Source organism: Rickettsia endosymbiont of Villa modesta (assembly GCF_964026485.1).
In the GTDB taxonomy this organism is placed as follows: Bacteria; Pseudomonadota; Alphaproteobacteria; order Rickettsiales; family Rickettsiaceae; genus Rickettsia; species Rickettsia asembonensis.
In genome coordinates, this window is the sequence record NZ_OZ032157.1 from 807,736 (window position 1) to 832,245 (window position 24,510).

Sequence of the window (24,510 nt, forward strand, 5' to 3'; positions counted from 1 at the left end):
AGCTACTTATAGACATATACCTTTCCATCCCCAAGCCCCAAAAATGGTTAAAATTGCCGGTCAGGAAAAACGAGAATAAATACTACTATAGGCATATCTTGCAAAACGAATCACCAAGCGTTAAAACATACAAGGCTTTCCGATTCAATTGACTTTGTAAAAAAATGGGGACTTGATGGTAATGGTTGTAGTGCTAAATATTGGGATATTGTAAAACCATTATTTGGAGAATTAAGACAAATTAAAACTCTTTCAAATAAAACTGCATTATGGGAAAATTTACTTGATAAAGCTAATAAATATTACTGGCCTATACTCAATGCTTGGTCTGAGGAAATCACAAATCTTTGTTCAGTTGATGAAGAAAAAGCTAATAATGTTTGTAAGGCACTAATATCTTATTTAATAGGAAAATATGATTTTTATAAAAAAATGTGTTATGGATCAAATAAAGTTTTCATTCAAGCATATAATTTTAATAATACACTTAACACCAAAAAAACTAATTACCCTAACTATATTCATACTATTAATACTAAAAATGGAGGAATTTATTCTAAAACTATAGTATTTAATCGTGGATTTAGCATTAATTTTAGAATTCATAATGCAAGTAGCAGAGTTGAACCGTCGCTTAAATTTGATATTAATGCAATAGGGCTTCCTACTAATGAAGTTTATCAACATACTTTTGATATTATAGACTAGGTTATTAATATGTTTCAAAAAATTATACTACTTCTTACATTATGTTTTTTAAATACTCATTTATTAGCTGATACCGATAAGCGGTTAAAAGATATTGCACCCTACCCTCTACCGACAGATAGCCAAAAACGATATGTAATTCATTTACCTACAGAGTCTAATGAAGAAAAGCTAAAAGTAGAAACGCCAGTTTAGGATAAGAAGAGTTTAAGATTATCGAAAAAAGAGTTTAAAATATTAGTTTTAGTAATATTAAAAGCATTAACACAAGCTAGAATATGAACTAAAAAATTAGTAGGTGATCGATGCCTTGAGTGTTCAAGATTCATATTATTTTTTAGGACATTAAATACTGACTCAACCAACGACCTTTTTCTAAGCTGTATTTTATCTTCCATTTCCAATAAATGATTCTTCATATCTTTTCTAATTCCTGTAAATAAGCGTAATCCACGACCTAATAATTTAGTAAATAATTCCTTAGAAACGCGAATTTAGGATAAGGAAGAAGAGAAGCATGGAATAAGAATAAAGTATTTACAAGTTAAGAGTGTTGGGTTACTGAAGTTTTTCAACAAAAAAACAAGAACCCAACAATGAAAAAATGTATCACAACTTTATTTTAGATACTAGACAATTTTTGTGAAATATATGAAGAATGGGAGAAGCAAAAATTAATACCAACAGATAGAAAACGCCGGAGAGAAGGGAATTTAAGCCTTTCAGAGCTTTTAACTATCGTATTATATTTTTATATATCGCCGTGCAAAGATTTTAAGAATTATTATTTATATCACTTATCATATAAATATAGAGGTTATTTTAAATTACCAAGTTATAGTCGAATAATACAATTATGGTCAAGATTAATTCTACCGCTTGGTTATAATGTTGCAACTATTTAGAGGAGAGGAAACAGGAATTTATTGCATAGATTCAACTAAATTATCGATATGTCATACAAAACGTACAAATAGCAATAAAGTATTTAGTGGTATACTTCTTTTACCTGAAGAATTGGTAGTATTAGATATTAATTATCCATAAGAACATTGATTATTCGCTCATCTAAATATTCATTTTCCAACTTTTCAAGTTAAAGAAGTATATAGCTAAAATAGGGATGAGTAGTTATGGATGGTTTATGGGGTTTAAGTTGCATATAGTAATTAACAATAAGGGAGCGATTATGGCGATCAAAATTACCAAAGCAAATAATAGTGATTTATCGGTAGCAGACGATATAACTGATGGATTACAAGGTAAACTCTTTGGTGATAAGGGATATATTTCTAAGGAATTATTTACTAAATTATTAGGTCGTGGATTACGCTTATTTACAGGAATTAGAAAAGATATGAAGAATCATTTATTGGAAATGGAAGATAAAATACAGCTTAGAAAAAGGTCGTTGGTTGAGTCAGTATTTAATGTCCTAAAAAATAATATGAATCTTGAACACTCAAGGCATCGATCACCTACTAATTTTTTAGTTCATATTCTAGCTTGTGTTAATGCTTTTAATATTACTAAAACTAATATTTTAAACTCTTTTTTCGATAATCTTAAACTCTTCTTATCCTAAACTGGCGTTAGAATTGCAAGCAACAAAAAATGCAAAGATTGTAATCGTGTTTGGTTTGGCGGTAAGCTGGAAACAAAAACTTTAGAATGAAGGATGGGGATATATACTTCTTTAACTTGAAAAGTTGGAAAATGAATATTTAGATGAGCGAATAATCAATGTTCTTATGGATAATTAATATCTAATACTACCAATTCTTCAGGTAAAAGAAGTATAATTATTATATAATCGATCAAGTTAGCGATCAAGCCTGCTAGTACAATGATGGCATGCCCTGGGGTAAAAGCAACCATAAAACCGGTTAGTGTATTTTTAGGCGATGAAACATTTTTAAGATATAATAGCAAACTACCTATCATAGTATATGCTCCAAAAGATGTTGAACTACATTACGTTATTTGACATCAAAATGATATAATCAATTCTGCAAAGGAAGGTTAGCTTCTTTAACGTGAGCGTTCACGGGTTTTTCACTGTCACCCCGCGTGGCTTGACCACGGTATCCAGTTAAAAATACTAAAATTACTAGTATTTTTTATTGTTTTTATAGACCCCGTGGTCAAGCCACGGGGTGACACAGAGATAAAATTGATCCACGCAACAACGCCTTGCGAGGAACGAAGCGACATAGCGATTCAAAAAAATAATTAAAAAAATTCTGATTTACAGAATTTTTTACTGGATTGCTTCGTCAAAACTTGCAGTTTTTCCTCGCAATGACGTTGAATTCTTATAGTTAGCAATACCTAAATTACTCACAATCTTCCTCTACAGCTTCAACTTCTTGCACTTCTGGTACAAAATGTTTAAGCATGGATTCAATGCCGTTTTTTAAGGTAATAGTAGAACTTGGACAGCCAAGACATGCACCGCGAAGAGCTAATTTAACTATACCGTTTTCAAAGCCTTTATATATTATATCACCACCATCTTGTGCAACAGATGGACGCACTCTAGTTTCAATAATCTCTACGATTTGCTTCTCTATTTCCGAAAGCCCATCAAGGTTATGATTTACATTATCTGCTTTTGTACTTCCTTCAAATACCGGAAATCCCGAAACAAAATGATCCATAATAACCATTAAAACTTCAGGCTTTATAACTTGCCAATTACTTTCAGCTTGCTTAGTCACCGTTATAAAATCACTACCAAAAAATACTGATTTTACATTATTAATATAAAATAGTGACTCTGCAAGTTTGCTTCTTCCTTTAACTTCAGCAATATCGCTAAAAAATACCGGCTGTTCACTACTTATTTCCTGTCCCGGGAAAAACTTTATTGCATCAGGGTTGGGAGTATCTTCAGTTTGAATAAACATAATTAAAGTACACTAATAAATTTGTTGATTATTATAAATCGATAGTACCGTTTTTACAATATATTTGTATTTATCTTGAAGATTGTTGCGTGGACACCTAATCGTCAAGTAGCTGCGGCAATCTAGAAAAGATAATAAAAAATGTCAATTTATAGCATTTTTTTACTGGATTGCTTCGTCAATTACTTCGTAATTTCCTCGCAATGACGAGAAAGCTGATCCACGCAACAATACTACGCGGAAATAACATAAGGCGGTAAATATCTAATTAATATATAAGCCGGTATAAAACAAAATCCTGCTACGATGAAAAAATAAGTCCAACCTAAATAAGTAGCTGCATAGCCTGAAATACTACCAAACAATATGGTACTAATATAAGCAATAGAAGTAATTAAAGCAATTTGGGTTATACAATATTTAGAACTACAACATCTTAATTGGTAAGAAAAAAACGGGGACATAGTTAAGCCTTTGGTAAATTCTTGAAAAAAGACCGCTATATACAGACTTGTAATATCTCGATTATAAAAATAGAGAAATAAAAAAGATAGGCTAGATAAAGCATGACATATTAATGCTCTTTTAAGCAAATAAGAATATTCATATTTTCGGCACAAAAACCCGCCTATAAAACCTCCAAGGATTGTAGCACACATACCGAAAGCTTTATATCCAAGAGCTAAATCTTTCTTCGTATACCCAATATCGAGATAAAACATATTCGGCATAATTGAAAGAAAATTATCTTGAAGACGATATAGAAGCATAAAACTAACAATTATTAGCCATTTAGGTTTCTTGATAAAGTCATAAAAAGCATGCCAAAATCTATCAAAATCATTAATAATTATCTTATCTTTAAATTTAAGCGGATAAATTATAATTAATAGTAATGACGGTATACATAAAATTGCCATAGCACGATAAACATCTTGCCAAGATATGATAGTTGATAAATATAACGCTCCTGAACCTGCTATAAGTATACCTATTCTAAAGCCTGTAGTACAAGCTGCCTCACTTATGCCCCAATTTTTATTTATAATAAGTAACATCTGTGATGATTGAAGCAACATATCATAAATGGAAGAAAAAAATGCCACAGCTACTAAGCATAAAGCAAATGGTATAAAATGAGTGTTAGGGTTAAAATTTGTTAGAACATATACACAACAAATACAGCTAACCAAAGCAATAATTAAACAATATTTATATCCTCGCTTACTTGAAGGAGCAAAACTTACTTTTTCTAGTAAAGGACCCCATAAAAATTTAAATATATGAATAAAATTAACTAAACTAAAAAGCCCGATAGTGATTTTATCAAAACCGGATTCTCGAAGCCAAAAAGAAAGAGTTGAACCGGTAAGTAAATAAATTAAACCTCCGGGAAAAGAAATTATTAATATAAAGAAAATATTAGATATATATTGAAATCGTGAAAAATTTAAATTTATGAATTTATCCTCCTTTTTTATATTTGTCATCCCACCGCTTGATCGGCGTTGCTGCATAGATCAATTCCACTTCTGTCATCCCGCGAGCTTGTAGCGGGGCCCAGTTTAAAATACTAATATTAGTATTTTAAGTTGTTTTTTGGACCCCATGGTCAAGCCACGGGGTGACAATATAATAACCACCCACGAAATCAAAGATCACTCGCAATGACGTAAATCTAAACTACGATACTTTCTTTCTTTTATTACCGTAGCTGTTACCGTCAAAAGTTTTTTTACGATTTTTACCCTCACCGCTGGCTCTTTTACCGAATGATCTTTTACGATTATTTTTATCACTCCTAAACTCACTGCGTGGTGTAGATTCTCCTTTATTTACTAGACGATCAATTGCACGCCATCTAATAACATCATCAGGAGAAATAAAAGACAGTGCATGTCCGGTAGCCCCTGCTCTACCCGTTCTACCTATTCTATGTAAATAATCTTCAGGACACATAGGTAAATCATAATTAATAACATGCTGTGTATGAGGAATATCAAGCCCACGAGCCGCTACATCAGTTGCTACCATTATTCTATGATTTGACTTACGAAATGATAAAATTACTCTTTCACGTTGACGCTGACTTAAATCACCATGTATAGCTTCTGCTTTATGATTTTCATATTTTAACATTTTAGCTAATTGATCGGCAGAGCGTTTAGTCTTCACAAAAACAATTACCGATCCTTCCCTATTACCAAGTTGTTTAGTTAATTCACTAAATTTTTCTTTATCAGAAACATGCATTGATTCCTGTTTTATTTCTGCAGCTGCTTTATTAGTAGCACCCACCGTAATACGTACTGGATTGTTTAGATATTTTTGAGAAACAGCAATAATATGTTTTGGCATAGTAGCGGAAAACATTAAAACTTGTCTTTTTCCCGGTAAAAATTTATTGATTTCTTCTAACTGTTCTTTCATCCCCATATCAAGCATTCTATCCATTTCGTCAAGTACGGTTATGCCTATGCGATCAATTTTTAAACTTCCTCTATTTAAGTGATCGATAATACGCCCCGGCGTACCGATAATCACTTTCGGATTCTTTTTTAATTGCATAAATTGTTTAGGCATCGGTTCACCGCCTATCAAAACTGCACTATTAATTTTATAGGATGTAGTTACTTTATTTAAAGTACTGTGTATTTGCGTTGCTAATTCTCTAGTCGGAACAAGAATTAAAGCAGTAGTTTGATTTTTAATAAATGAATCAATTAACGGCAATAAATAAGCGAGAGTTTTTCCTGAACCTGTTTGGCTAGAAGCGAGTATGTCTGCCCCCGCCATTGCAACCGGAATCGATTGCTTTTGTACTTCAGTCGGCTCAGTGATATTCATTGTCTCAAGAGCGATAATTAATTCTTCAGATAAATTAAAATTTTTCATTATATAATCCAATATAGTTTTAAATCAAAATATGCACATTATTGATTAGACCACTTACATAACCCATTTCTTAAAGATATATGAGACGCTCTCTCAGCCTTACATACTTAACTATAGTACGCTTGAGTAGAGTAGAAATCTCTTATTCCCTTTATTAAGAGCCTACCTGTAAGATAAGTTATGCAGGTCTATTGTATAAAAAATAAGTTATAGTAAATTAAAATAACGACTTATATAATTATCCTGAATCAAAAAATATGCTTAAGCTAGATTACAAACCAACTAAATATATAAAACGATAATGAATAATGAAACTATTTTAGAATCTTATTCAAGCCAGAATAATATTATTAGATTTAGGGCATTTTCATGCCCTTTAGTAAAAATAATTTATTATACTTAAAATTATATAGGTTATTATAAGACAAAAACAAAATATTTACTATATTGATAAAGATGGCTAGGCTACCCTAAATTATAAACAATTTTGGATAGCTGCTTTTGGTATTATAAATATATTTATTTAATTCTGAGGTTAACAGCATAGGCTTTTCCTTGCTTTTCTTCAAGATCAAAAATTACATCTTGTCCTTCTTCAAGGCTATGTAAACCTGCTGCGTCTACGGCTGATTTGTGTACAAACACATCTTTGACGCCATTTTCCTGTTCAATAAATCCAAAATTCTTCGTAGAATTATACCACTTAACTTTACCTACTATATTTGTAGCCATAAAAACCTTTATTAGATAGAAATTACTTATTTGAACTTAACACACGCTTATAATAACTAAAACTTAAATATAAGAGCCGATAAAAATTCATTATGCAAAACTACCTTACTTTGCGGCATTTGTCAATAAACATGTCAATAACATGCAAGAGAAAGTATTACTTTCTGAAACTAATCTATCATATTATTACTATTTTGTCACTATTTAAGTTAATTATCTAATAAATTAATGCATAAACTAACTATTTTAAAGGTGTTTAATAATTTTTTCATATCAGACTAATATATTAATGATAAAAGTACTTGCTTTTTTGTATTTTTTCTATTAGCCTGTCCACTTAGAAAAATACAGTTCTGTATTTGCCCGCGTGATGGAATGGTAGACATAACGGACTTAAAATCCGTGGAGCGTAAGCTCTTGCCGGTTCAAGTCCGGCCGCGGGTACCATTCGCCATTTTTAGGCAAATTCACCAATGTATCAAACGGCGAACGCAGCATAAAATCAAGCTTTCCAGCATTTTTTACTTAACAATACATACGCTTTAATAAATTTTGTTTATTATATTGTACTTCAGAATTTGTAGGATCAAGTTCAATTGCCTTATTATAAGACTCAAGAACTAATGTATATTTACCTAGTAAATAGAAAAAGCCGTATTTTTGAGTAAGATAGATTTATTAAAAATATAATTATTACAATTAATAATTATTGACTTCTTTTAATTCCCCCTATAAATTACTTCTCTCAAATGATAATTAAACTCTATCATTAATATATAAGCTAATTTTAAAGAGTTAAAATATGGAAAATAAAGAAGAAGAAATTTTAACCTCTGAGTCTTATATTGATGAAGAGGAAGAAAAGAAATTAAAAGCTCAAAATGCAAGGAAAGAGCTTAAGTTAATACTAATAACTCTTGGAATAGTTTTGACTAGTTTTTTAACTTTCTGTTATTTCTTTTTTAATTATGCAGAAGAAAAAGCGGCAGAGTATAAATTACAGCAAGAACAAGAAGCTAAAGCAACTAATAAAACAGAATAATAGCCGCTGAAATACCAAAAGTTACAATTATTAATACTTCTTTAGGGCTAAACAATTATTTATTATTGCAACTTTTTATTTTTACTTTAATTGTAATCAACTATTATTAACAAAAATAAAAAATAACTTTTATGGAAGATATAAGCTCTTGGAAAGAAAAGTTTGAAACTTGCGTTTATGCTAAAAAGCTACTTGATAAACTCGAATATTTAAACACTAAAGTAAAAAATCCCGTTGATATAGAGGAAGTCAAAAAAGCTATCTACTACGCTCGTAAATATCACGGTTCACAAATGCATCAATCAGGCGATCCTTACTATTCGCATCCGATTGAGGTGGCGATTATGCTTGCGGTGTTTGTAGCTGAAGAAGCCCCAAAACTTTATACTGCTATTATGCTGCAAGCTGCCCTACTCCACGATACTATTGAAGATACAGAACTAACCGAAGAAATGATAACTAAGATTTTTAGTATAGCAGTAGCGAAACATGTAGAGGGATTAACTAGAATCAAACCTTATGGAAAAATAAGTGCCGAAGAGAGTTTAAATCAATTAATTAAACAAAAAAGACACGATACGGCACTTATAAAACTTTTTGATAGAGTCCATAATATACAGACTTTAGGAGCTAAATCACCTGAGAAAGCTAAAAAAGTAATAAAGGAAAGTTTAAGTGCATTTGTAGCAATTAGCATGCACTTAGAAATACCTACACTAGTACAAAAATTAACTCAACTATGCTATACACATTTATCAATACAAAACCAACAAAAAGAATTGTTTATAGAGGATAATTCCCAGCTTCTTTTTCTACCTTTTCAAAATGAGATAAACCAGTTGCAAAACCAGTTGCTACTAAAGCAAAAACAATAAATAGTCCCCAATAATTAAAAAACTTAGTTAAATAAACAAGACCAGAGGATACCACTACATACATTATAGCGCTTGATAAAGCATATGTAAGAGTAGCTGAAGTAAAACGTTTAAAAACTGGAAAATGTTTATAAAAAATTGGAGCCGCAGGCATACTATCTGAAACAAATAAAATAACTAAACTCTGTAGTATACTTCTTTTACCTGAAGAATTGGTAGTATTAGATATTAATTATCCATAAGAACATTGATTATTCGCTCATCTAAATATTCATTTTCCAACTTTTCAAGTTAAAGAAGTATATAAACAATTCGGTAGGACTTGTCATATTACTTAGAAAATAAGGAATAGCTACTGTAAAGATTATAAATGCCCCAAATTTTACTTTTAGGAAGTGTTGAGAGATAAGAAATTAAGTAGAGAATTATAGGAAGGATATTTTTTTGGAAGAAATAGTGTTTAAAATTAAGATAATTTTTGTTCAGTATATTCTTTAACTTGAAAAGTTGGAAAATGAATATTTAGATGAGCGAATAATCAATGTTCTTATGGATAATTAATATCTAATACTACCAATTCTTCAGGTAAAAGAAGTATATATGTTAAAGTACCTTATATAATGACTAAAGACGACGAAGAAAGCTTAAACACTTTCATACACTTGACTAAGATAATGTAGATTTCCCAAAATTAAAATCAGAAATTCTAGGTTCTGTGAAGGAAAATTATTTTAAAAAGCACCAGTAATTTATATTAAATCACAACTAATGATTAAAAATTGTTGACTTATTTTAAGTATCTTTATATCGTAATTTACTTAAATGATATTTAAACTCTATCATTAATTTTTAATAAACTTAAGATATTGGTAACGCATGGAAAATAAAGAAGAAGAATCAGATATATTACCTGAGTTTATAATTGATGAAGAGAAGGAAAAGCGATTAAAAGCTGAAAACTCTAAAAAAGAACTTAAATTAATATTAATAATGTTTGCAATCATTTTAACTAGCTTTTTAACATTTTGTTATTTCTTTTTTAACTACATAGAAGAAAAAGCAGCAGAATATAAACTACAGCAAGAAGCAGAAGCAAAAAAGTTAGATAAAACTGAATGATGTGTCATCCCGTGATTTATTCACGGGATCCAGTTAAAAATACTAATAATATTAGTATTTTGAGTGGTTTTACTGGATACCGTGGACAAGCCACGGTATAACACCCTGCAGATTTTCCGAGCCATGCAACAACGCTCGTCAAGCGAACTAGGTGACATTGTCTAACATTTCGGCAATTCTCAAATAATCTTGAGGAGTAAGATTTTCAGCACGATAATTATCATTGATTTTCAACTGAGTTAATATTTCATGTATATTAGGTACAAGATTTTTCAGTGATGATTTTATCATTTTCCGTCGTCCTGCAAAAGCAAGTTTTGTTATTTGCTCAACTTTATTTATCAGAGCAATAGACGGCGGATTTTCTAAAGGTATTAGTTTGACTATCGCAGAATATACTTTAGGAGGTGGATAGAAAGCAGTCGGTACTACGTCAAAGCATTTTTCTACTTTAGTAATTAACTGACATATTACCGATAACCTGCCATATGCTTTAGTTGACGGCATAGCACAAATACGTTCTACTACTTCCTTTTGTAACATTAGCGTCATATTAGTAATTAACCGTGCTTCTTTCAGCCATCTAATTACTAACTCAGTACCTATATGATATGGTAAATTAGAGATTATAGTTACTTTATCATAACCTAAATCAGTTAAATTTATTTTAAGAGCATCTTGTTTAATAATATTTAGATTAGGATAATATTCTTTAATCTCATTAAGGAGCGGGATACATCTCTCATCTGTTTCTATAACAGTTAAGGATTCAGGATTTTTCTGCAATATTGACCTAGTTAACCCTCCGGTGCCGGGTCCTATTTCTAGCACTCTGCTATTTTCTGCAAGGTTACTCGCACGTACAATTTTATCACATAGACTACTGTCAAAAATAAAATTTTGTCCGTGCTTTTTAAGAGGATTAATTTGATGAGATGCTGCATGTTTTGCAATTGAAGGGAGCAATGGCAGGTCATTCCCGCGAAGGCGGGAATCCAGTAAAACGTTTATTTTTATCAAGTATATAATTCTGTTAATAATCAAGGTTATTTTTCTGGATTCCCGCCTTCGCGGGAATGACATAGAACAACCACATACTAAGACGGCAGCATTATTTTTATAGCTGCTTTCTTACGCATATTTTCAAACATTTTTTGTGCTTTTTGTGAAATCTTTTTATTGGTTAGGAAGTTTACTACATAATTATTTTCATCTTCATTAACATTTAAGATCTTTTTGCTGCACACTAATATTATTTCAAATTTGTTATTTACTTCAAAAACATTGCTTGCTTTATCCGAGCTTAAGTCCTTTACAATAGTTTGTTTTACGCCTTCTATCTTGCTAAGCTTATCGGTAATAATTTGCATATTAGCAAAATTATCATAAAGCGATTTTTTAACATCTGCACATTTTTTTAGTCGATTTTTCAAATTATTCATCTGTGTAAACGCTTTATTGCCACCATCTTTAGATGTAAATACTTGCATTGAAATTTCTACGTCTTTTTGATCACTAGATAAAATTGCAACATCTATTTCTTTATTACTTACTTGTACCGATCTTGATAGACTTGATAAAATATTCATTTTAATCAACTCGGATTTAATTTGGGAAATAAAACTATCAGGATTAACCGATCTGCTTTTTAAATACTGAAGAAGAGAACCGTGAGGCATTTTATTACGATCTTCAATAGATTTAATAGCATTATCTATCTCTTCTTGCGGAATTGCTCTATCTCCGGCATATTGAAAAAGCAAAGATTCATCAATTAAGCTCTTGATTGCTAAATCACTTAGCTGCTTATCTTGAGCAGGCGTTAGACTTTCAACATTATTTAGTGCCATAATCATTTTTTTTCTAGCACGGAACTCATTAAGAGTAATAGGTTCATCATTTACGGATGCTACTATATTCGGCAGCGAAGCTTGTGCTACATTAAAAGCAAAAAAAACAGTAATGATTAATAATAATTTTATCATATTTCTAGACTCACATAACGTAATAATTGGAATAGTTTTTATCCTGACTATCGATAAAAAGCTAAATAATCAAGTGACTTGTTGTATTGATGTCATTCCCGCGTAGGCGGGAATCCAGTAATTAAAAGATATACATAATATCGAATAAAGCTCGATTTATCTCGCTTTACCCTAAATTCCCGCCTTCGCGGGAATGACATAAACCGATCCACGCAGCCTATGGCTCCTCGCAATGACGATTAAATATCCGTACAAGCACAATGCTAAACTCACATATTCAAAACTTTTAAACCGATAGAAATAGTCGGCGAAGAGGTAGTCTTTTTGATTCCTCTGCTTCCATCGGCTAGATAATCGGAATAAATCTTTGCAGTAATTCTAACACAATCTTTAGCATATGTCACCCTAATAGTTCGAGTAAGTAAATTTGGAGAACGTCTAGAGAGATCAATACGTGCACCAAAGCCTATAGTCCAATTTTCTGCTAGCTGATAATTTATGTCTCCATAAAATTGTCGTACTCTATTATTTGAAACCTTTATACTTTCTACGGAATAATATTTTTTAAGGTTTGTAAGCTGAATAAAACTACCTAGCAAGTTAATCTTATCATAGTTAAAATTTCCTCCCACCTCATCTCTAATAGGTCTGAAATATCTATCTTTCCGAAAGCTATAAAACACTTCTAAATTATTAGAAAGATTACCTAGAATCTGCCCTACATTTTCCGTATCATCAGCAGGCAAATCTATACTATATCTTGTATTACGCGACTGTCCTAAAAATAATTTTAAATAATTTTCTTCTTTAGCAATACTAGTATTTAAGCCGTAACTTAATCTATTACCGAAATCATGGCAATCAATACCGCTATAACGATTTGATAAAAAGATATTTTTTTCGGATAATTCATATTTAGCAGGATCAATTATAACAAATTTTTTATCTTTCTTAGATAGTTTACGCCCCATAGTAAAAGAAACTACCGGCTCAATAAGTAAATTTATTGTTTTTGTTATATTACCTACTAACGGATAACGCCATAAAGTTTGCAATTCCGGTATATTCCTTTGAAATGATTTACTTTCTCTCGTCTTATCTAAATAAGCCCGTCTAGCAAGATAAAAATCACCTCTATCTTTTGCTACAAAATCAAAAATTTGCCCTGAAGAAGTCAGCACATTATGCATAAAGGATAGTTGCAAAGAGGTTCTAGCGACTTGTTTCCCTATTCTTTCTTTGTACATTAACGTATTATTTTCAACAACGATATGGCTGTTGTCATTATCATTCAAATTTATCACGTTTTTTGTATTGATTTTCGGTAATACTAACGGGTCAGTATACTTACTATCATTACTACCTAAGCCTTGAAAACTTAATCCTTCCGCCGAAAAATAATCAGCTTCATGAATTTTATTTAAGAATATTTTAGAAGTTAAATATGAAGCATAGTTATTATAATAATTTTTTAAATAAGCTTTATCCGATGTACGCTCCACCCTGAAGCCATAATCATAAACTTTATCGGTACTAATAAAATTACCGCTTGCTATATAATGATAAGAAGAAACCTTTTTATTTTTCACTACATTTCCGTCTTTTTTTAGAAAATACGGTAATTTACCGTAACTACCTTGAAAATTCATATTATCGGTATCATTCGGACTATAGCGTGTTTCTAGCTCATAAGTTTGATATTTACTAAAAATTCTTGGAGTGAGAGTAAAATCCATATTAGGTTTTGCACGTAGATATAGAGGTATACCAAACCCTTTATTTTTGGCGTCAGGTACCAATAATCCGGAAGTTGCAGGGGCCGTAGGAGTCGGATGGAAAAAATACGGTAAGTAAAAAATCGGTACGCCGTATACTTCAAAAAATACGTTTTTATAAACTATTCTATGCTCTTCAGAATGAATATAAGTATCCTTAGCAGCAATTTGCCAAATAGGGTTTCTATTACAAGTAACATCGCAAGGGGTAAATTCGGCATGGTGCAGCTTAAGATTATTTTCATCTATTCTTTCGGCAAGTTTAGCAATTAAAAGATTATTATCACCGGATAGTAAAATGAATTCCGATATGATCCCTTTCTTAAATTCGTCTTTTAAAACTGCTTTATCACCCTCTATTATTCTGTTTTGTTTATCCTTAATTCGGATATTACCTTCTGCCCATAAAATATCATTTTCTATATCATAAAGTAAATTACCTGCCGTTAATAAATACTCATCCGTGATAATTCTTATATTACCTTTAGCATATATCAAATCCTGACTTTCGTTATACTCTACGAAGTCGGCTATCATATTACTAATTTTAATATTCTGACCATTCTTAGAAAGGTCGGCAAAGCTTACCAAAGAAAATATTATGATAATAAGCAAGCATATTATTCGCAATAGCATTTATATTAATAAATATATTTTAATAGTAAAAAATAATAGCAAGCTATTAGTAATATATCAAATAATAAAAAATTTTGCTTGCTCTTTTGCAGTGCAAGGTTATTCTATGGAGAGATGTATACTTCTTTAACTTGAAAAGTTGGAAAATGAATATTTAGATGAGCGAATAATCAATGTTCTTATGGATAATTAATATCTAATACTACCAATTCTTCAGGTAAAAGAAGTATATGTCATTAATGGATGTCATTCCTGCGAAAGACTGGCGTTGTTGCACGGCTCGAGAAACCTGCTGGGGGTCATACCGTGGCTTGTCCACGGTATCCAGTTAAACATACTATTAGTATTTTTTATTGTTTTTATGGACCCCGTGGTCAAGCCACGGGGTGACACAGTTGGTTTTACCGCTCCACGCAACAATGCCTCACGGGAATGACATAAACCCCCGTTCAAACTACAAGTAACCTTAAACAAATGCTAGACAATTTCATTGCAAATCAAGCAACTAAAGAGTTTTCAGTTAGTGAGATTTCTAATAAAATCAAAGAATTATTAGAAAATAATTTTGGCTATATTAAGGTAAAAGGAGAAATTTCAGGTTTAAAAATAGCAAGCTCAGGTCATGCTTATTTTAACTTAAAAGAAAATACCGCTATTTTAGCTTGTACTTGCTGGCGTCCTATTCTTGCTAAAATCAAATTTCCTTTAAATAATGGTATGGAAGTGGTGATTAGCGGCAAGCTTTCAAGTTATGCAGGTAATTCACGCTATCAATTATTGGTAGATAATTTGCAACCTGCAGGACTTGGTGCTATGTTGCAAATTCTAAATGAACGCAAAGCTCGTTTAGAAAAAGAGGGACTATTTAATAAGAAACGTATTCCTATACCTTTTTTACCTGATAAAATAGGTGTTATCACTTCAATAACCGGTGCTGTTATTAAAGATATTATTCATCGTATTCGCGAACGTTTTCCGACTCGGATAATAATATGGCCGGTTAGCGTACAAGGCGAAAATTCCGGCAATGAAATTGCTGAAGCAATTGAAGGATTTAACAATTTAGAAGAGATCAATAAACCAAGTGTTATAATTGTTGCTAGAGGCGGCGGTTCTATAGAAGATCTTTGGTCATTTAACGATGAGATATTAGTACGTGCCGCTTATAACTCAAAAATTCCTATTATTTCCGCAGTAGGTCATGAAGTGGATTATACTTTAATAGATTTAGCAGCCGATAAAAGAGCTCCAACACCGACGGCTGCCGCAGAATTTGCTGTACCGGTACGATCTATTTTAAATAATACTCTACAATCTTATGAAAAAATATTATTGAATAATACTAGCAGGTTAATTAAGTATCACGAACAAAATATAATAAATTACGATAAAATACACAGATATCTCTCTCACTATATGAATAATAGACAGCAATTACTGGACGAAACCGGTTTTAATTTGCTAGATGCTTTACCGTGCTTCATTGAACTACAAGAAACAAAACTTAAATCTTTTTCTAAAGAAAGAGTTAACCCTACTAAAATACTCAATTACAAAACATTAGAATTAACACATCAAACAGCTTATCTATCAAAATCGGCAAATAATACTTTGAAAAATTTTGAGTATACATTAGAATTAAATAGTACGTTACTTGCAAGCCTTGATTATAATAACGTATTAAAACGAGGTTTTGCTATAGTTAAAGGAGAAACGGGTAATTTTTTATCTTCTAAAATTACTGCTGCAAATGAAAAAATTTTTAATATTAAATTTTCTGACGGCGAAATTAAAGTAGTTCGTGGCTAAACATGTCATCCCGTGGCTTGACCACGGGGTGACACAGTGGGTTTTACCGGTCCACGTGGGCAATGCCTTGCGGGAATGACAATAAAAAACACAATTCTAAAAAAATACAGACCATGAAAATTTTAAAGCTTTTTATTTTTATACTTCTCATTTCTAAAAATTTTTATGCTTTGAGCATAGGTGCAAACGAACAACAAGCAATTTTAGAATGCGAAGGGACAGCCGATAAAAAAACTTTGATAAATGCCTGGTATATAAATGAGCCTTACCAATACTTAATTGCTACTTCAAACGGTCATACTACTGTTTCCGGTATGGATATAGAATTAATTAACGCTATTGCTACAAAAATAGGTATCAATATTGAGTATAATCAAGATAGCTGGTATCAAGATCAATTAGATATTCAAAGTGGAAATGCCGAAATGACAGCAGAAGCCACTTATACTACTGAGAGAAGTAACTATGCTTATTTTTCAAAGCCTTATCGCCTTGAAGAATTATCATTATTTATTATTGAACCACTTGCCAAAAAGTTAAATTTCCAAAATGTTAATGAACTAACAGCACAAATACGTCTATTTAATCTCCAGTTAGGAATAGTGAAAGGTACTGTATACGGAGACCCTAAATTTACGGATTTTTTATATAATGAGAAAAATCAAGATATAATTAGAATATATCAAAATAATATGGAATTGATAAATGGACTAATCAAGAAAGAAATTGACGGTTTCATTAGTGATCGAATTGTCGGTGCCGTTAATATTTTAGGAAGAACAATGGACAGGAATATATTAGAAGTTCCCTTAAATATTAAAACTCCCCTACATTTAATGTTTAGCAAAAAAACCGTATCTTTAAATATAGTTGAACAATTTAATTTTGCGATAGATGATTTTCTTGCAAGTAACGAGTATAAAAAAATTATTAAGACATACATATATCATATTCTATTGCCTAAATCTATAGATTCTCGTTGGTGCCATGTTATAGGTTTACTTGGTTGCCTTGCTTTTGCTTTTTCGGGAATTATTTTGAGTAGCAGAAAAAATAGTACTTTATTCGGTACATTTTTATTTGCGGTATTACCCTCTGTTAGTAGCTGTATAATGTTAGATTTAATAGTAAACCATGATACCGGACATTTAAACTTCTATTTTACTCCTTCTTATTTCTATTACATATTTGTAGTAGTTTTACTCGGTTTTACAATTATTAAATTATTCAGCTATTATAAGAAACATATTGCTAAAGATAATTATTTAGAACAATCATTAAATAATATAGTAGCAATTTGCGATTCATTCGGACAAGCAACTTATTATAATTATAGGAGTTGCAATGGTTATTATTCACAAAATTGAGCCTCTAAGTTTTTGGGGACCGTTTTTTGCTTTCATTACGGCTAATTGCGGTGCAATATTACGAGATTTTATTATGAAAGAAAATTCAATTAAGAGGATACCAAGAGGAGTTAGTATTGAAATTACTGTATTATGGGGTATAGCTTTTAGCTTATTATTAGATATGTATGGTAGTAATCCAAATTATCATACAATAAAATATTCAATGATTATAGTAATTTCCGGAGCATTTATTACTAGTCTCTTAGTTTATCATTTTGGTTTTCTTGAGTGGCGATTCCGTAATGAAAAATTAGAAGACATAGAAAAACAAACATGAAGATAGCTACTTGGAATATTAATTCCATAAAAACAAGACTTACTTTATTGCGTAATTTTTTATCTAAAGAAAATCCGGATATTTTATTATTGCAAGAAATAAAATGCGAAACCGAAAAATTTCCTTTTGATGAATTATCCGATTTACCTTATAATTTTTATGTTCACGGGCAAAAATCATATAACGGTGTTGCTATAATTTCAAAATTTCCTGCCGATGAAATAATTAAGGATTTTCCGAATAATTACTGCAGTGATCAAGCAAGATTCTTAGAAATAAAATTATCATCACCTATAGGGTTTTGTAATATAATCTCGCTCTATGCTCCTAACGGTTCATTTGTCGGTAGCGATAAATTTGTAGCAAAGCTAGCATTTTATGATAATTTTATCAATTATCTATCAACTAAAAAATCTTTTGATGAAAAAACTATCATAGGCGGTGATTTCAATATTGCACCGTTCGATATAGACGTATATTCACCTAAGCTACTTGCTGAAACTACTTGTTTTACTGAAATTGAACAAAAAAAACTACGTACTATTCTAAATTCCGGGTTTGAGGATTTATATAGATTGAGGCATCCGAGTAAACAAGAATTTTCATGGTGGGATTATAGAGCCGGATGTTTTGAACAAAATAAAGGTATGCGAATTGATATGATTCTTGGTTGTAATAATACTATTGACTATTTAGAAAATTGCTATATGGATTATAATTTAAGGACTCAAGAAAAACCTTCAGATCATATACCGGTAATTGCGAGTTTTAAAGGGTAGCCTGAGTCGTCATTGCGAGGAGCCATAGGCGTTATGGCTCGATTTATGTCATTCCCGCGTAGGCGGGAATCCAGAAAAAAGCGAAATTAATTGAGCTTTTAATTTTTAAAATTCAGTGTGTTTACACTTTTTAGCGACTGGCTCCCCGCTTTCACGGGGATGACATCGAGTAGGTTTTACCGATCCATTTAAAAAATAAACATATGTCTCCAAAATTCATGAAATTTTACGAAAAATATATGACGATTGTCGGTACAATCGGCAATTTTATGTTTTATGTACAGGCTCATAAGATTTTTACCTGTAAATCTTCGGCTTCCGTTTCTATGCCCGCCTTTACTATAAGTGCTATTGCTCTTTGTAGTTGGCTTATATACGGCATATTAATAAAAAATACACCTATTATAATAGCAAATATAGTAGTTTTATAGGAGCATTATTAGTTCTCTTAACCATAATAATATATTAATAATGACTAAGAAAATCATTACTTTAATTGGTCGTCCGAATGTAGGCAAATCAACACTTTTCAATAGATTAAGCATACGTAAAAAAGCTATCGTTCACGATTTGCCGGGCGTCACTAGGGATAGAAAATATACAGAAGGCAAAATCGGCTCTTTTGAATTTTTGTTAATTGATACTCCAGGACTTGAAGAGAATCCTGATAGTATGGGAGAGAGGTTAATGGAGCAGACTACTAAAGCAATTTTAGAGGCAGATTTAATTTGCTTTATGGTTGACGGTAGAAGCGGAATATTACCTGATGATAAGCTACTTGGTAGCTTTGTTAGAAAATATAATAAGCCTGCTATATTGGTAGTTAATAAATGCGAGAAAGCTTTTGATTTTGATAAAGAGTACTACAAATTAGGGTTTGATAGTATGGTGGCTATCTCTGCCGAGCATGGCACAGGCTTAATTGATTTATATGACGAGATTATTGCCAAGTTACCTGAAGAAGAATCAATCGAGACAAATATAGCCGATCCAATTAAAGGAGATTGTGTGCAGATAGTAGTTAGTGGCAGACCTAACGCCGGAAAATCTACTTTTATAAACGCTCTTATTAATGATGAAAGATTATTAACCGGTCCTGAAGCCGGTATTACTCGTGAATCAATTGAAATTGATTGGCAATATAAAAATAATCACATTAAATTAATCGATACGGCAGGACTCCGCAAAAAATCTACTATTACAGAGTCTTTAGAAAAATTATCGGCTTCAGATGCTATTAACTCTATTAAATTTGCTAATACCGTAATCTTAATGATTGATGCTTTAGCCCCTTTAAAACAGCAAGATTTAAATATTGCAAGCCATGTGGTAAATGAGGGGAGAAGTATAGTTATAGTAGTGAATAAATGGGATTTAGTTAAAGAATCTGAAAAAGAAGCATTTCAGGAAGAATTTTATTATCAGATAAATACTCATCTGCCTCAGGTTAAAGGTGTACCTGTTCTATTTATTTCAGCAATAAATAAACAAAATATAGAGCAGGTTTTAGATGCGTGTCTTAAAATCTATAAAATTTGGAATAAGAAAATAACTACTAGCAAATTAAATGAATGGCTTAATTTTACTACGGAAGCACACCCACTACCTCTACAAAAAGGCGGTAAAAGAGTGCGTGTAAAATATATGACTCAAACAAAAACCCGTCCCCCTACTTTCAAATTATTCTCCAATAATCCGGAAAAAATTACCGATAGCTATACCAGGTATTTAGTAAATAATATGCGTGAAGCTTTCGACATGCCTGGTATTCCTATCAGATTCACTTACGTAAAAACCAAAAACCCTTATGTGTAGTTTAAAATTAACTAATAACAGCTTTTAAGTACAGAAAAATCTGAATTAGATATCTTTAAGCTGTTTAATATAAGCATGAGCTAAAGTAGTTTTACCGCATTGCCTTGGACCGAGAATGGCACAAATAGGAAATATTTAAAAAGAATCTTTGATATGTGTTAAATAATAATCTCTTTCTATCATCCTTGTAATTTCATAATGACACTTTGAATTTACAATATAATTTTAATCAAATAATAGCAAGATTTTTCTGGGTCTTGTGTACTTTTGATTAATGATTATTCTATTAAAAATGCTCAGGATTTAGGCTCCTCTACCGGGTTTTCCTATCTCTCTTTGTCTTTCTTCTAATACCTTACTTGTATGCAGTCCTACCGCTTCTTTATCTTTACTAAATTTACTTTTTCCTAAATTAACTATAGTTTCTGCTACTACTCCTAGAACTTTCGGGTCTGATAATAATTTTAACGCCGGCACTATAATTTTACCGTATTCATGTTTGCTAAATTTATCGGCAATTTTAATTAATTCAGGTGCATGTTTACCGGCTATCTTTACTAATTTTTCACCGTCTAGTTTTAATTTTTGACCCTTAGGTGTTTTGTTTAAAAACTCATCTACAACAGGTCCTAAACTACTTGCATGTTTTGTTAATAGTTCAGGAAGGTCTTTTTCAATTATTTTGCTTATTTCAGGATTATTATTTTTAATTTCTATCAAAGTATACTTCTTTAACTTGAAAAGTTGGAAAATGAATATTTAGATGAGCGAATGATCAATGTTCTTATGGATAATTAATATCTAATACTACCAATTTTTCAGGTAAAAGAAGTATATATACAAAATTAGTAAAAATCAGTGGAGATTTTGTTATTATCTATGCGTTATCCATTATAATATTAGCTAGCCGTTAAAACGGTTAAGCGTTTCAAATTAAAACATATAGCATTCATAAATTCCGAGAATTGATTTTTGGCAATACCAATATATCTGACACGTTTATTATCTTGTGAGAATACTCTTTCAAAAGGTGCTCTAATTTTTGTATAATATCTATCAAGGTCAAAACTTTTATCTTTCATGTTATTTTTCTTTACAGCACAAAGATGCACTTCTTGCCTAGTTGCTGTATCTTTGGTAGACTTTGTACAATATGCTTTATCTACATATGCAGCACCGGAGCGTGGCATAACGTGTTTAAAACCTCTGCTATCAGTAACATTTGCAGAGGTAACTGCAACCTTATTAATAATCCCTGATTGGATATCAACGCTAACATGTTTTTTATAACCATACCAAAACTTATTACCTCCTTTACAACCAATTTTAGCTTGTTTATCATTCGCAACTTTGGGCAAAGTCTCATTATTTAGCTTGTCATATTTTTGCTTCCTCAACTCATCACGTTCTGTCCAAAGACTAGCTTTTGAGATCAAATGAGAGGCATCTACAAAGGTAAATACCTCGCTCATATAACCTTGCTTTCGTAGTTGTTCTCTAAAGTTTGCAAATATTTTTGATAGTAAGTTAGTACCTATTTTCTTACGTATTTTACTAAACACACTATAATCTGGAGTCGTCTCTGTAAGAGCAAAATCACAAAACCATTTGCCGGCATTACTATCAGCCAAATAACGTTCTAATTCTCGATCAGATAAGTCTTCCATAAATTGTAGAAGTAAACATTTAAATAACCTCAATGCTCCATAGCCTTTATAATTAGCTTCAGTTTCTATCGCTAATAACTCTCTCTCAACTACTTTGAAATTAAATTAACTTTTAAATTTACGATATTGATGTTCCGGGCTAACTAATTCATCTAAACTGACCATTGTTATTTGATGCTCTGACATTTTTTACTTTCTTATTTTTTTATCACATTATAACCTTTTACTCTTCATAGCTCAACACTCCCTTTAAATACCCTCCTAAAAATCCTCCAAAGATAGCGGTAAAAGATAACAAAAACGCTAATTTACCGTAAAAAGACGGCGAAACTTTCATTTTATCAATAAAAATAAAAGGAGCTTCTATGAAAAAACCATAATATATGCCGTTAAATGCACCGATGATAAAAGCATATAACCAAAGAATTTTATCTTTAATAATTACCTGCAAAACCTCAAAATATTTACTGCTTTGTGAAAAATCTATATAAGAATTTGTTTCAGGTAAAACTTTATAATATAAAGCTAGTAATATAGTACCGGTAAGACTAAAAAATACAAAAACATAATGCCAGCTTGAATATTCTATAATATAGCCCCCTATAGATGAACCGAGGGAAGGGATAAATAACAGCCACGGAGATAAGCTAGCATAGACATATGATAACTCTGAGCCTTGATAGGACTCTCTAACCATAGCCTGCCCAATAACAGAACCAACGCTTACCCCGAAAGCTTGTACAAAACGAGCTATCATCAGCATCTCTATATTAACTGCAAAAATACTAATAATTGAAGATACAACATAAATAAAAAGCCCGAGTAAAGCTATAGGTCTTCTGCCGTAAATATCCGATAATCTGCCAAGCGTTAATATACCGAGAGCAAATCCTAAAAAATATAATGTAGACGTAGTTTGAGTGATACCGCCGTCAATACCGAAATATTTGGTTAAACTCGGTAATCCTGAAGTATAAATTGTTTCCGTAGTCGGTGATAAAATAAATAAGCATAGAAGCATCCATGCCGGAATCTTCGCAATAATTTATCATAAGTTTTATAATACTCTAATACGCTATATTAATTTAAGAAATTATAAACACTTATGAAAAGTTTTCAATATTATTTACAATAGATTTTTCTTTTTTTCTTTCTCAAGTTGCTCTTTTTGCTGTAGTTTATCTAAATATTTATTGTAAAACTCATTAGTTATATACATTAACTCCATATCAAAATTAAGATGTGGAGAATCTAAAGTAATAGTGCAGTCATCATCAACAAAAATTGCCTTTTTATTACCGACAAAAGGTATATTTTTTTCTTTTAATGTATATTTTTCTGACAACATACCAAATAACTCATTAAAATTATTTTTGCTCATTACTAAAATTACAGCTTGCACTATATTATTATCATTACATAATCATCAAAGCATCTGAAACATTTTTAAAATCAATACTTTTAGGATCTATATAATAATTAGTACCGTTCCATTTATTAGCTTCCTTGCTTATAACTTTATATTTTTCTTTCACCTCTTCTAAGGTTGCTTTATTTAATTCAAGCCCTATAGGTTTAGGATTAGCATATGAAATTAAATTAAAAAATAATAAAACTAATATAAGTAAAAATTTTGTAAACATAAAACACCTAATTTAACAAATTAAAAATAAATTAGTTTGAATAAATTTTCAACTAATATTTGAGTAATTTTAGATACGGTCTAATTTTTAATACTAATATGCTATTTAATCTCTTTTCTACCTAAAATATATAGTCCATGATCTTTTACTATTTTGCTTATTGCTTCCAAACCTTCAGCATAATCTTTTTTTACTTTTAATATATCAGTCAAATCATGACCACCGTCAATAATAGCATGATACTCTGGTAAAATAATTTTTAAAAATAATCGTTCTCTTATGCTTAATAAAACGTGTGATAAATACTCTTCTTGTGAATCAAATGATATAAACAATCTATCAAAACGTGCATAAACTTTTGTATTATTGAATAAATATAAATAAAATTATATAAACAACTGTTCATATTGATAATATTTTTCTTTGTTTTCCTTA

Annotated in this window: 29 protein-coding genes, 1 tRNA gene and 4 pseudogenes; 15 read left to right on the top strand and 19 right to left on the bottom strand. The window is 31.0% G+C overall.

What is annotated here, in order from left to right; translation table 11 throughout:
• The first annotated feature begins 75 nt into the window (after positions 1–75).
• Together AC5584_RS04630 and AC5584_RS04635 are read left to right on the top strand one after the other, a co-directional pair.
• Positions 76–708 (top strand): HaeIII family restriction endonuclease, encoded by a 633-nt coding sequence (locus AC5584_RS04630; RefSeq protein ID WP_499216973.1) that lies wholly within the window; start codon positions 76–78, stop codon positions 706–708.
• Between the two features lie 9 nt (positions 709–717).
• Positions 718–903 (top strand): ecotin family protein, encoded by a 186-nt coding sequence (locus AC5584_RS04635; protein ID WP_499216021.1) that lies wholly within the window; start codon positions 718–720, stop codon positions 901–903.
• On the opposite strand, the gene AC5584_RS04640 is transcribed toward AC5584_RS04635, so the two are convergent.
• Positions 900–1,202 (bottom strand): transposase, encoded by a 303-nt coding sequence (locus tag AC5584_RS04640; protein WP_499216950.1) that lies wholly within the window; start codon positions 1,200–1,202, stop codon positions 900–902. The two genes, AC5584_RS04635 and AC5584_RS04640, sit on opposite strands and share 4 nt — an antisense overlap.
• A gap of 132 nt (positions 1,203–1,334) precedes the next feature.
• Here AC5584_RS04640 and AC5584_RS04645 point away from each other — a divergent pair.
• Both AC5584_RS04645 and AC5584_RS04650 read left to right on the top strand, forming a co-directional pair.
• Positions 1,335–2,293 (top strand): annotated as a pseudogene (locus tag AC5584_RS04645) (IS982 family transposase).
• Positions 2,294–2,557: 264 nt separating this feature from the next.
• On the top strand, positions 2,558–2,695 hold the full coding sequence (locus AC5584_RS04650) for an ecotin family protein (protein ID WP_499216974.1): 138 nt from the start codon (positions 2,558–2,560) through the stop codon (positions 2,693–2,695).
• Between the two features lie 74 nt (positions 2,696–2,769).
• Here AC5584_RS04650 and AC5584_RS04655 read toward each other — a convergent pair whose 3' ends face one another.
• From AC5584_RS04655 to AC5584_RS04675, 5 genes are all read right to left on the bottom strand, one after another.
• Positions 2,770–2,922: a hypothetical protein gene (locus AC5584_RS04655; RefSeq protein WP_499216022.1), complete on the bottom strand. Its 153-nt coding sequence runs from the start codon at positions 2,920–2,922 to the stop codon at positions 2,770–2,772.
• Between the two features lie 122 nt (positions 2,923–3,044).
• The gene (locus AC5584_RS04660; protein ID WP_499216023.1) at positions 3,045–3,617 is read right to left on the bottom strand and encodes a NifU family protein; all 573 of its coding nucleotides are present in this window, start codon (positions 3,615–3,617) and stop codon (positions 3,045–3,047) included.
• 233 nt (positions 3,618–3,850) lie between these two features.
• The gene (locus AC5584_RS04665) at positions 3,851–5,107 is read right to left on the bottom strand and encodes an MFS transporter (protein ID WP_499216975.1); all 1,257 of its coding nucleotides are present in this window, start codon (positions 5,105–5,107) and stop codon (positions 3,851–3,853) included.
• 193 nt (positions 5,108–5,300) lie between these two features.
• Positions 5,301–6,512, bottom strand: coding sequence for a DEAD/DEAH box helicase (locus AC5584_RS04670; protein WP_499216024.1), 1,212 nt, complete (start codon positions 6,510–6,512; stop codon positions 5,301–5,303).
• Between the two features lie 519 nt (positions 6,513–7,031).
• Complete coding sequence (locus tag AC5584_RS04675; RefSeq protein ID WP_410526901.1) at positions 7,032–7,244, bottom strand: cold-shock protein; 213 nt, start codon at positions 7,242–7,244, stop codon at positions 7,032–7,034.
• Positions 7,245–7,605: 361 nt separating this feature from the next.
• Between AC5584_RS04675 and AC5584_RS04680 the strand changes: the two genes are divergently transcribed.
• Positions 7,606–7,691, top strand: a tRNA-Leu gene (locus AC5584_RS04680).
• Positions 7,692–7,769: 78 nt separating this feature from the next.
• On the opposite strand, the gene AC5584_RS04685 is transcribed toward AC5584_RS04680, so the two are convergent.
• Positions 7,770–7,919: a tetratricopeptide repeat protein gene (locus tag AC5584_RS04685; protein ID WP_499216976.1), complete on the bottom strand. Its 150-nt coding sequence runs from the start codon at positions 7,917–7,919 to the stop codon at positions 7,770–7,772.
• Positions 7,920–8,046: 127 nt separating this feature from the next.
• On the opposite strand from AC5584_RS04685, the gene AC5584_RS04690 reads away from it, so the two are divergent.
• The 3 genes from AC5584_RS04690 (at position 8,047) to AC5584_RS04700 (ending at position 10,280) form a co-directional block, all read left to right on the top strand.
• Positions 8,047–8,286 (top strand): RP671a family tick cell line-upregulated protein, encoded by a 240-nt coding sequence (locus AC5584_RS04690; RefSeq protein WP_410526902.1) that lies wholly within the window; start codon positions 8,047–8,049, stop codon positions 8,284–8,286.
• Positions 8,287–8,417: 131 nt separating this feature from the next.
• Positions 8,418–9,161 carry an HD domain-containing protein gene (locus tag AC5584_RS04695; protein WP_499216025.1) on the top strand — a complete coding sequence of 248 codons (744 nt, stop codon included), beginning with the start codon at positions 8,418–8,420 and terminating at the stop codon, positions 9,159–9,161.
• An 876-nt stretch (positions 9,162–10,037) separates the two neighbouring features.
• Entirely contained in the window at positions 10,038–10,280 is a 243-nt protein-coding gene (locus AC5584_RS04700; RefSeq protein WP_499216026.1) for an RP671a family tick cell line-upregulated protein, read from the top strand.
• A 20-nt stretch (positions 10,281–10,300) separates the two neighbouring features.
• Here AC5584_RS04700 and AC5584_RS04705 read toward each other — a convergent pair whose 3' ends face one another.
• The 4 genes from AC5584_RS04705 to AC5584_RS04720 all read right to left on the bottom strand — a co-directional run bounded on the left by AC5584_RS04705 (position 10,301) and on the right by AC5584_RS04720 (position 14,676).
• Positions 10,301–10,438: a hypothetical protein gene (locus tag AC5584_RS04705; RefSeq protein WP_410527057.1), complete on the bottom strand. Its 138-nt coding sequence runs from the start codon at positions 10,436–10,438 to the stop codon at positions 10,301–10,303.
• Positions 10,428–11,246 carry a 16S rRNA (adenine(1518)-N(6)/adenine(1519)-N(6))-dimethyltransferase RsmA gene (rsmA, locus tag AC5584_RS04710; protein ID WP_499216027.1) on the bottom strand — a complete coding sequence of 273 codons (819 nt, stop codon included), beginning with the start codon at positions 11,244–11,246 and terminating at the stop codon, positions 10,428–10,430. The genes AC5584_RS04705 and rsmA overlap by 11 nt, the downstream gene beginning before the upstream one ends.
• A gap of 131 nt (positions 11,247–11,377) precedes the next feature.
• A complete protein-coding gene (locus AC5584_RS04715) occupies positions 11,378–12,265 on the bottom strand; it encodes a SurA N-terminal domain-containing protein (RefSeq protein ID WP_499216028.1) in 888 nt (295 codons plus the stop codon).
• 269 nt (positions 12,266–12,534) lie between these two features.
• On the bottom strand, positions 12,535–14,676 hold the full coding sequence (locus tag AC5584_RS04720) for an LPS-assembly protein LptD (protein ID WP_499216029.1): 2,142 nt from the start codon (positions 14,674–14,676) through the stop codon (positions 12,535–12,537).
• Between AC5584_RS04720 and AC5584_RS04725 the strand changes: the two genes are divergently transcribed.
• Positions 14,642–14,806, top strand: coding sequence for a hypothetical protein (locus tag AC5584_RS04725; RefSeq protein WP_499216030.1), 165 nt, complete (start codon positions 14,642–14,644; stop codon positions 14,804–14,806). The two genes, AC5584_RS04720 and AC5584_RS04725, sit on opposite strands and share 35 nt — an antisense overlap.
• Positions 14,807–14,922: 116 nt before the next feature.
• Here the strand turns inward: AC5584_RS04725 and AC5584_RS04730 are convergent, their stop codons facing one another.
• Positions 14,923–15,096 (bottom strand): hypothetical protein, encoded by a 174-nt coding sequence (locus tag AC5584_RS04730; protein WP_499216031.1) that lies wholly within the window; start codon positions 15,094–15,096, stop codon positions 14,923–14,925.
• A 54-nt stretch (positions 15,097–15,150) separates the two neighbouring features.
• Here AC5584_RS04730 and xseA point away from each other — a divergent pair, with 54 nt between their 5' ends.
• From xseA to der, 6 genes and pseudogenes are all read left to right on the top strand, one after another.
• The gene (gene xseA, locus AC5584_RS04735) at positions 15,151–16,485 is read left to right on the top strand and encodes an exodeoxyribonuclease VII large subunit (protein WP_499216032.1); all 1,335 of its coding nucleotides are present in this window, start codon (positions 15,151–15,153) and stop codon (positions 16,483–16,485) included.
• Between the two features lie 62 nt (positions 16,486–16,547).
• A complete protein-coding gene (locus AC5584_RS04740) occupies positions 16,548–17,852 on the top strand; it encodes a transporter substrate-binding domain-containing protein (protein ID WP_499216033.1) in 1,305 nt (434 codons plus the stop codon).
• On the top strand, positions 17,830–18,171 hold the full coding sequence (locus tag AC5584_RS04745; RefSeq protein WP_499216034.1) for a hypothetical protein: 342 nt from the start codon (positions 17,830–17,832) through the stop codon (positions 18,169–18,171). Before AC5584_RS04740 ends, AC5584_RS04745 begins: the two co-directional genes overlap by 23 nt.
• Positions 18,168–18,950, top strand: coding sequence for an exodeoxyribonuclease III (gene xth / locus AC5584_RS04750; RefSeq protein WP_499216035.1), 783 nt, complete (start codon positions 18,168–18,170; stop codon positions 18,948–18,950). Before AC5584_RS04745 ends, xth begins: the two co-directional genes overlap by 4 nt.
• Positions 18,951–19,153: 203 nt before the next feature.
• Positions 19,154–19,419 (top strand): annotated as a pseudogene (locus AC5584_RS04755) (SemiSWEET family sugar transporter).
• A 2-nt stretch (positions 19,420–19,421) separates the two neighbouring features.
• Positions 19,422–20,765 (top strand): ribosome biogenesis GTPase Der, encoded by a 1,344-nt coding sequence (der, locus tag AC5584_RS04760; protein WP_499216036.1) that lies wholly within the window; start codon positions 19,422–19,424, stop codon positions 20,763–20,765.
• Positions 20,766–20,816: 51 nt separating this feature from the next.
• On the opposite strand, the pseudogene AC5584_RS04765 reads toward der, so the two are convergent.
• From AC5584_RS04765 to AC5584_RS04795, 7 genes and pseudogenes are all read right to left on the bottom strand, one after another.
• Positions 20,817–20,948 (bottom strand): annotated as a pseudogene (locus AC5584_RS04765) (AAA family ATPase); the annotation flags it as partial.
• 120 nt (positions 20,949–21,068) lie between these two features.
• On the bottom strand, positions 21,069–21,485 hold the full coding sequence (locus AC5584_RS04770) for a hypothetical protein (RefSeq protein WP_499216037.1): 417 nt from the start codon (positions 21,483–21,485) through the stop codon (positions 21,069–21,071).
• 179 nt (positions 21,486–21,664) lie between these two features.
• The gene (locus AC5584_RS04775) at positions 21,665–22,501 is read right to left on the bottom strand and encodes a transposase (protein WP_499216977.1); all 837 of its coding nucleotides are present in this window, start codon (positions 22,499–22,501) and stop codon (positions 21,665–21,667) included.
• Positions 22,502–22,682: 181 nt separating this feature from the next.
• A pseudogene (locus AC5584_RS04780) lies at positions 22,683–23,453 on the bottom strand (Bcr/CflA family efflux MFS transporter); the annotation flags it as partial.
• 105 nt (positions 23,454–23,558) lie between these two features.
• Positions 23,559–23,813, bottom strand: coding sequence for a hypothetical protein (locus AC5584_RS04785; protein ID WP_499216038.1), 255 nt, complete (start codon positions 23,811–23,813; stop codon positions 23,559–23,561).
• A gap of 34 nt (positions 23,814–23,847) precedes the next feature.
• Positions 23,848–24,075, bottom strand: a complete 228-nt coding sequence (locus tag AC5584_RS04790; RefSeq protein WP_499216039.1) for a hypothetical protein — start codon at positions 24,073–24,075, stop codon at positions 23,848–23,850.
• A 101-nt stretch (positions 24,076–24,176) separates the two neighbouring features.
• Positions 24,177–24,410 carry a hypothetical protein gene (locus AC5584_RS04795; protein WP_499216040.1) on the bottom strand — a complete coding sequence of 78 codons (234 nt, stop codon included), beginning with the start codon at positions 24,408–24,410 and terminating at the stop codon, positions 24,177–24,179.
• Positions 24,411–24,510 lie beyond the last annotated feature (100 nt).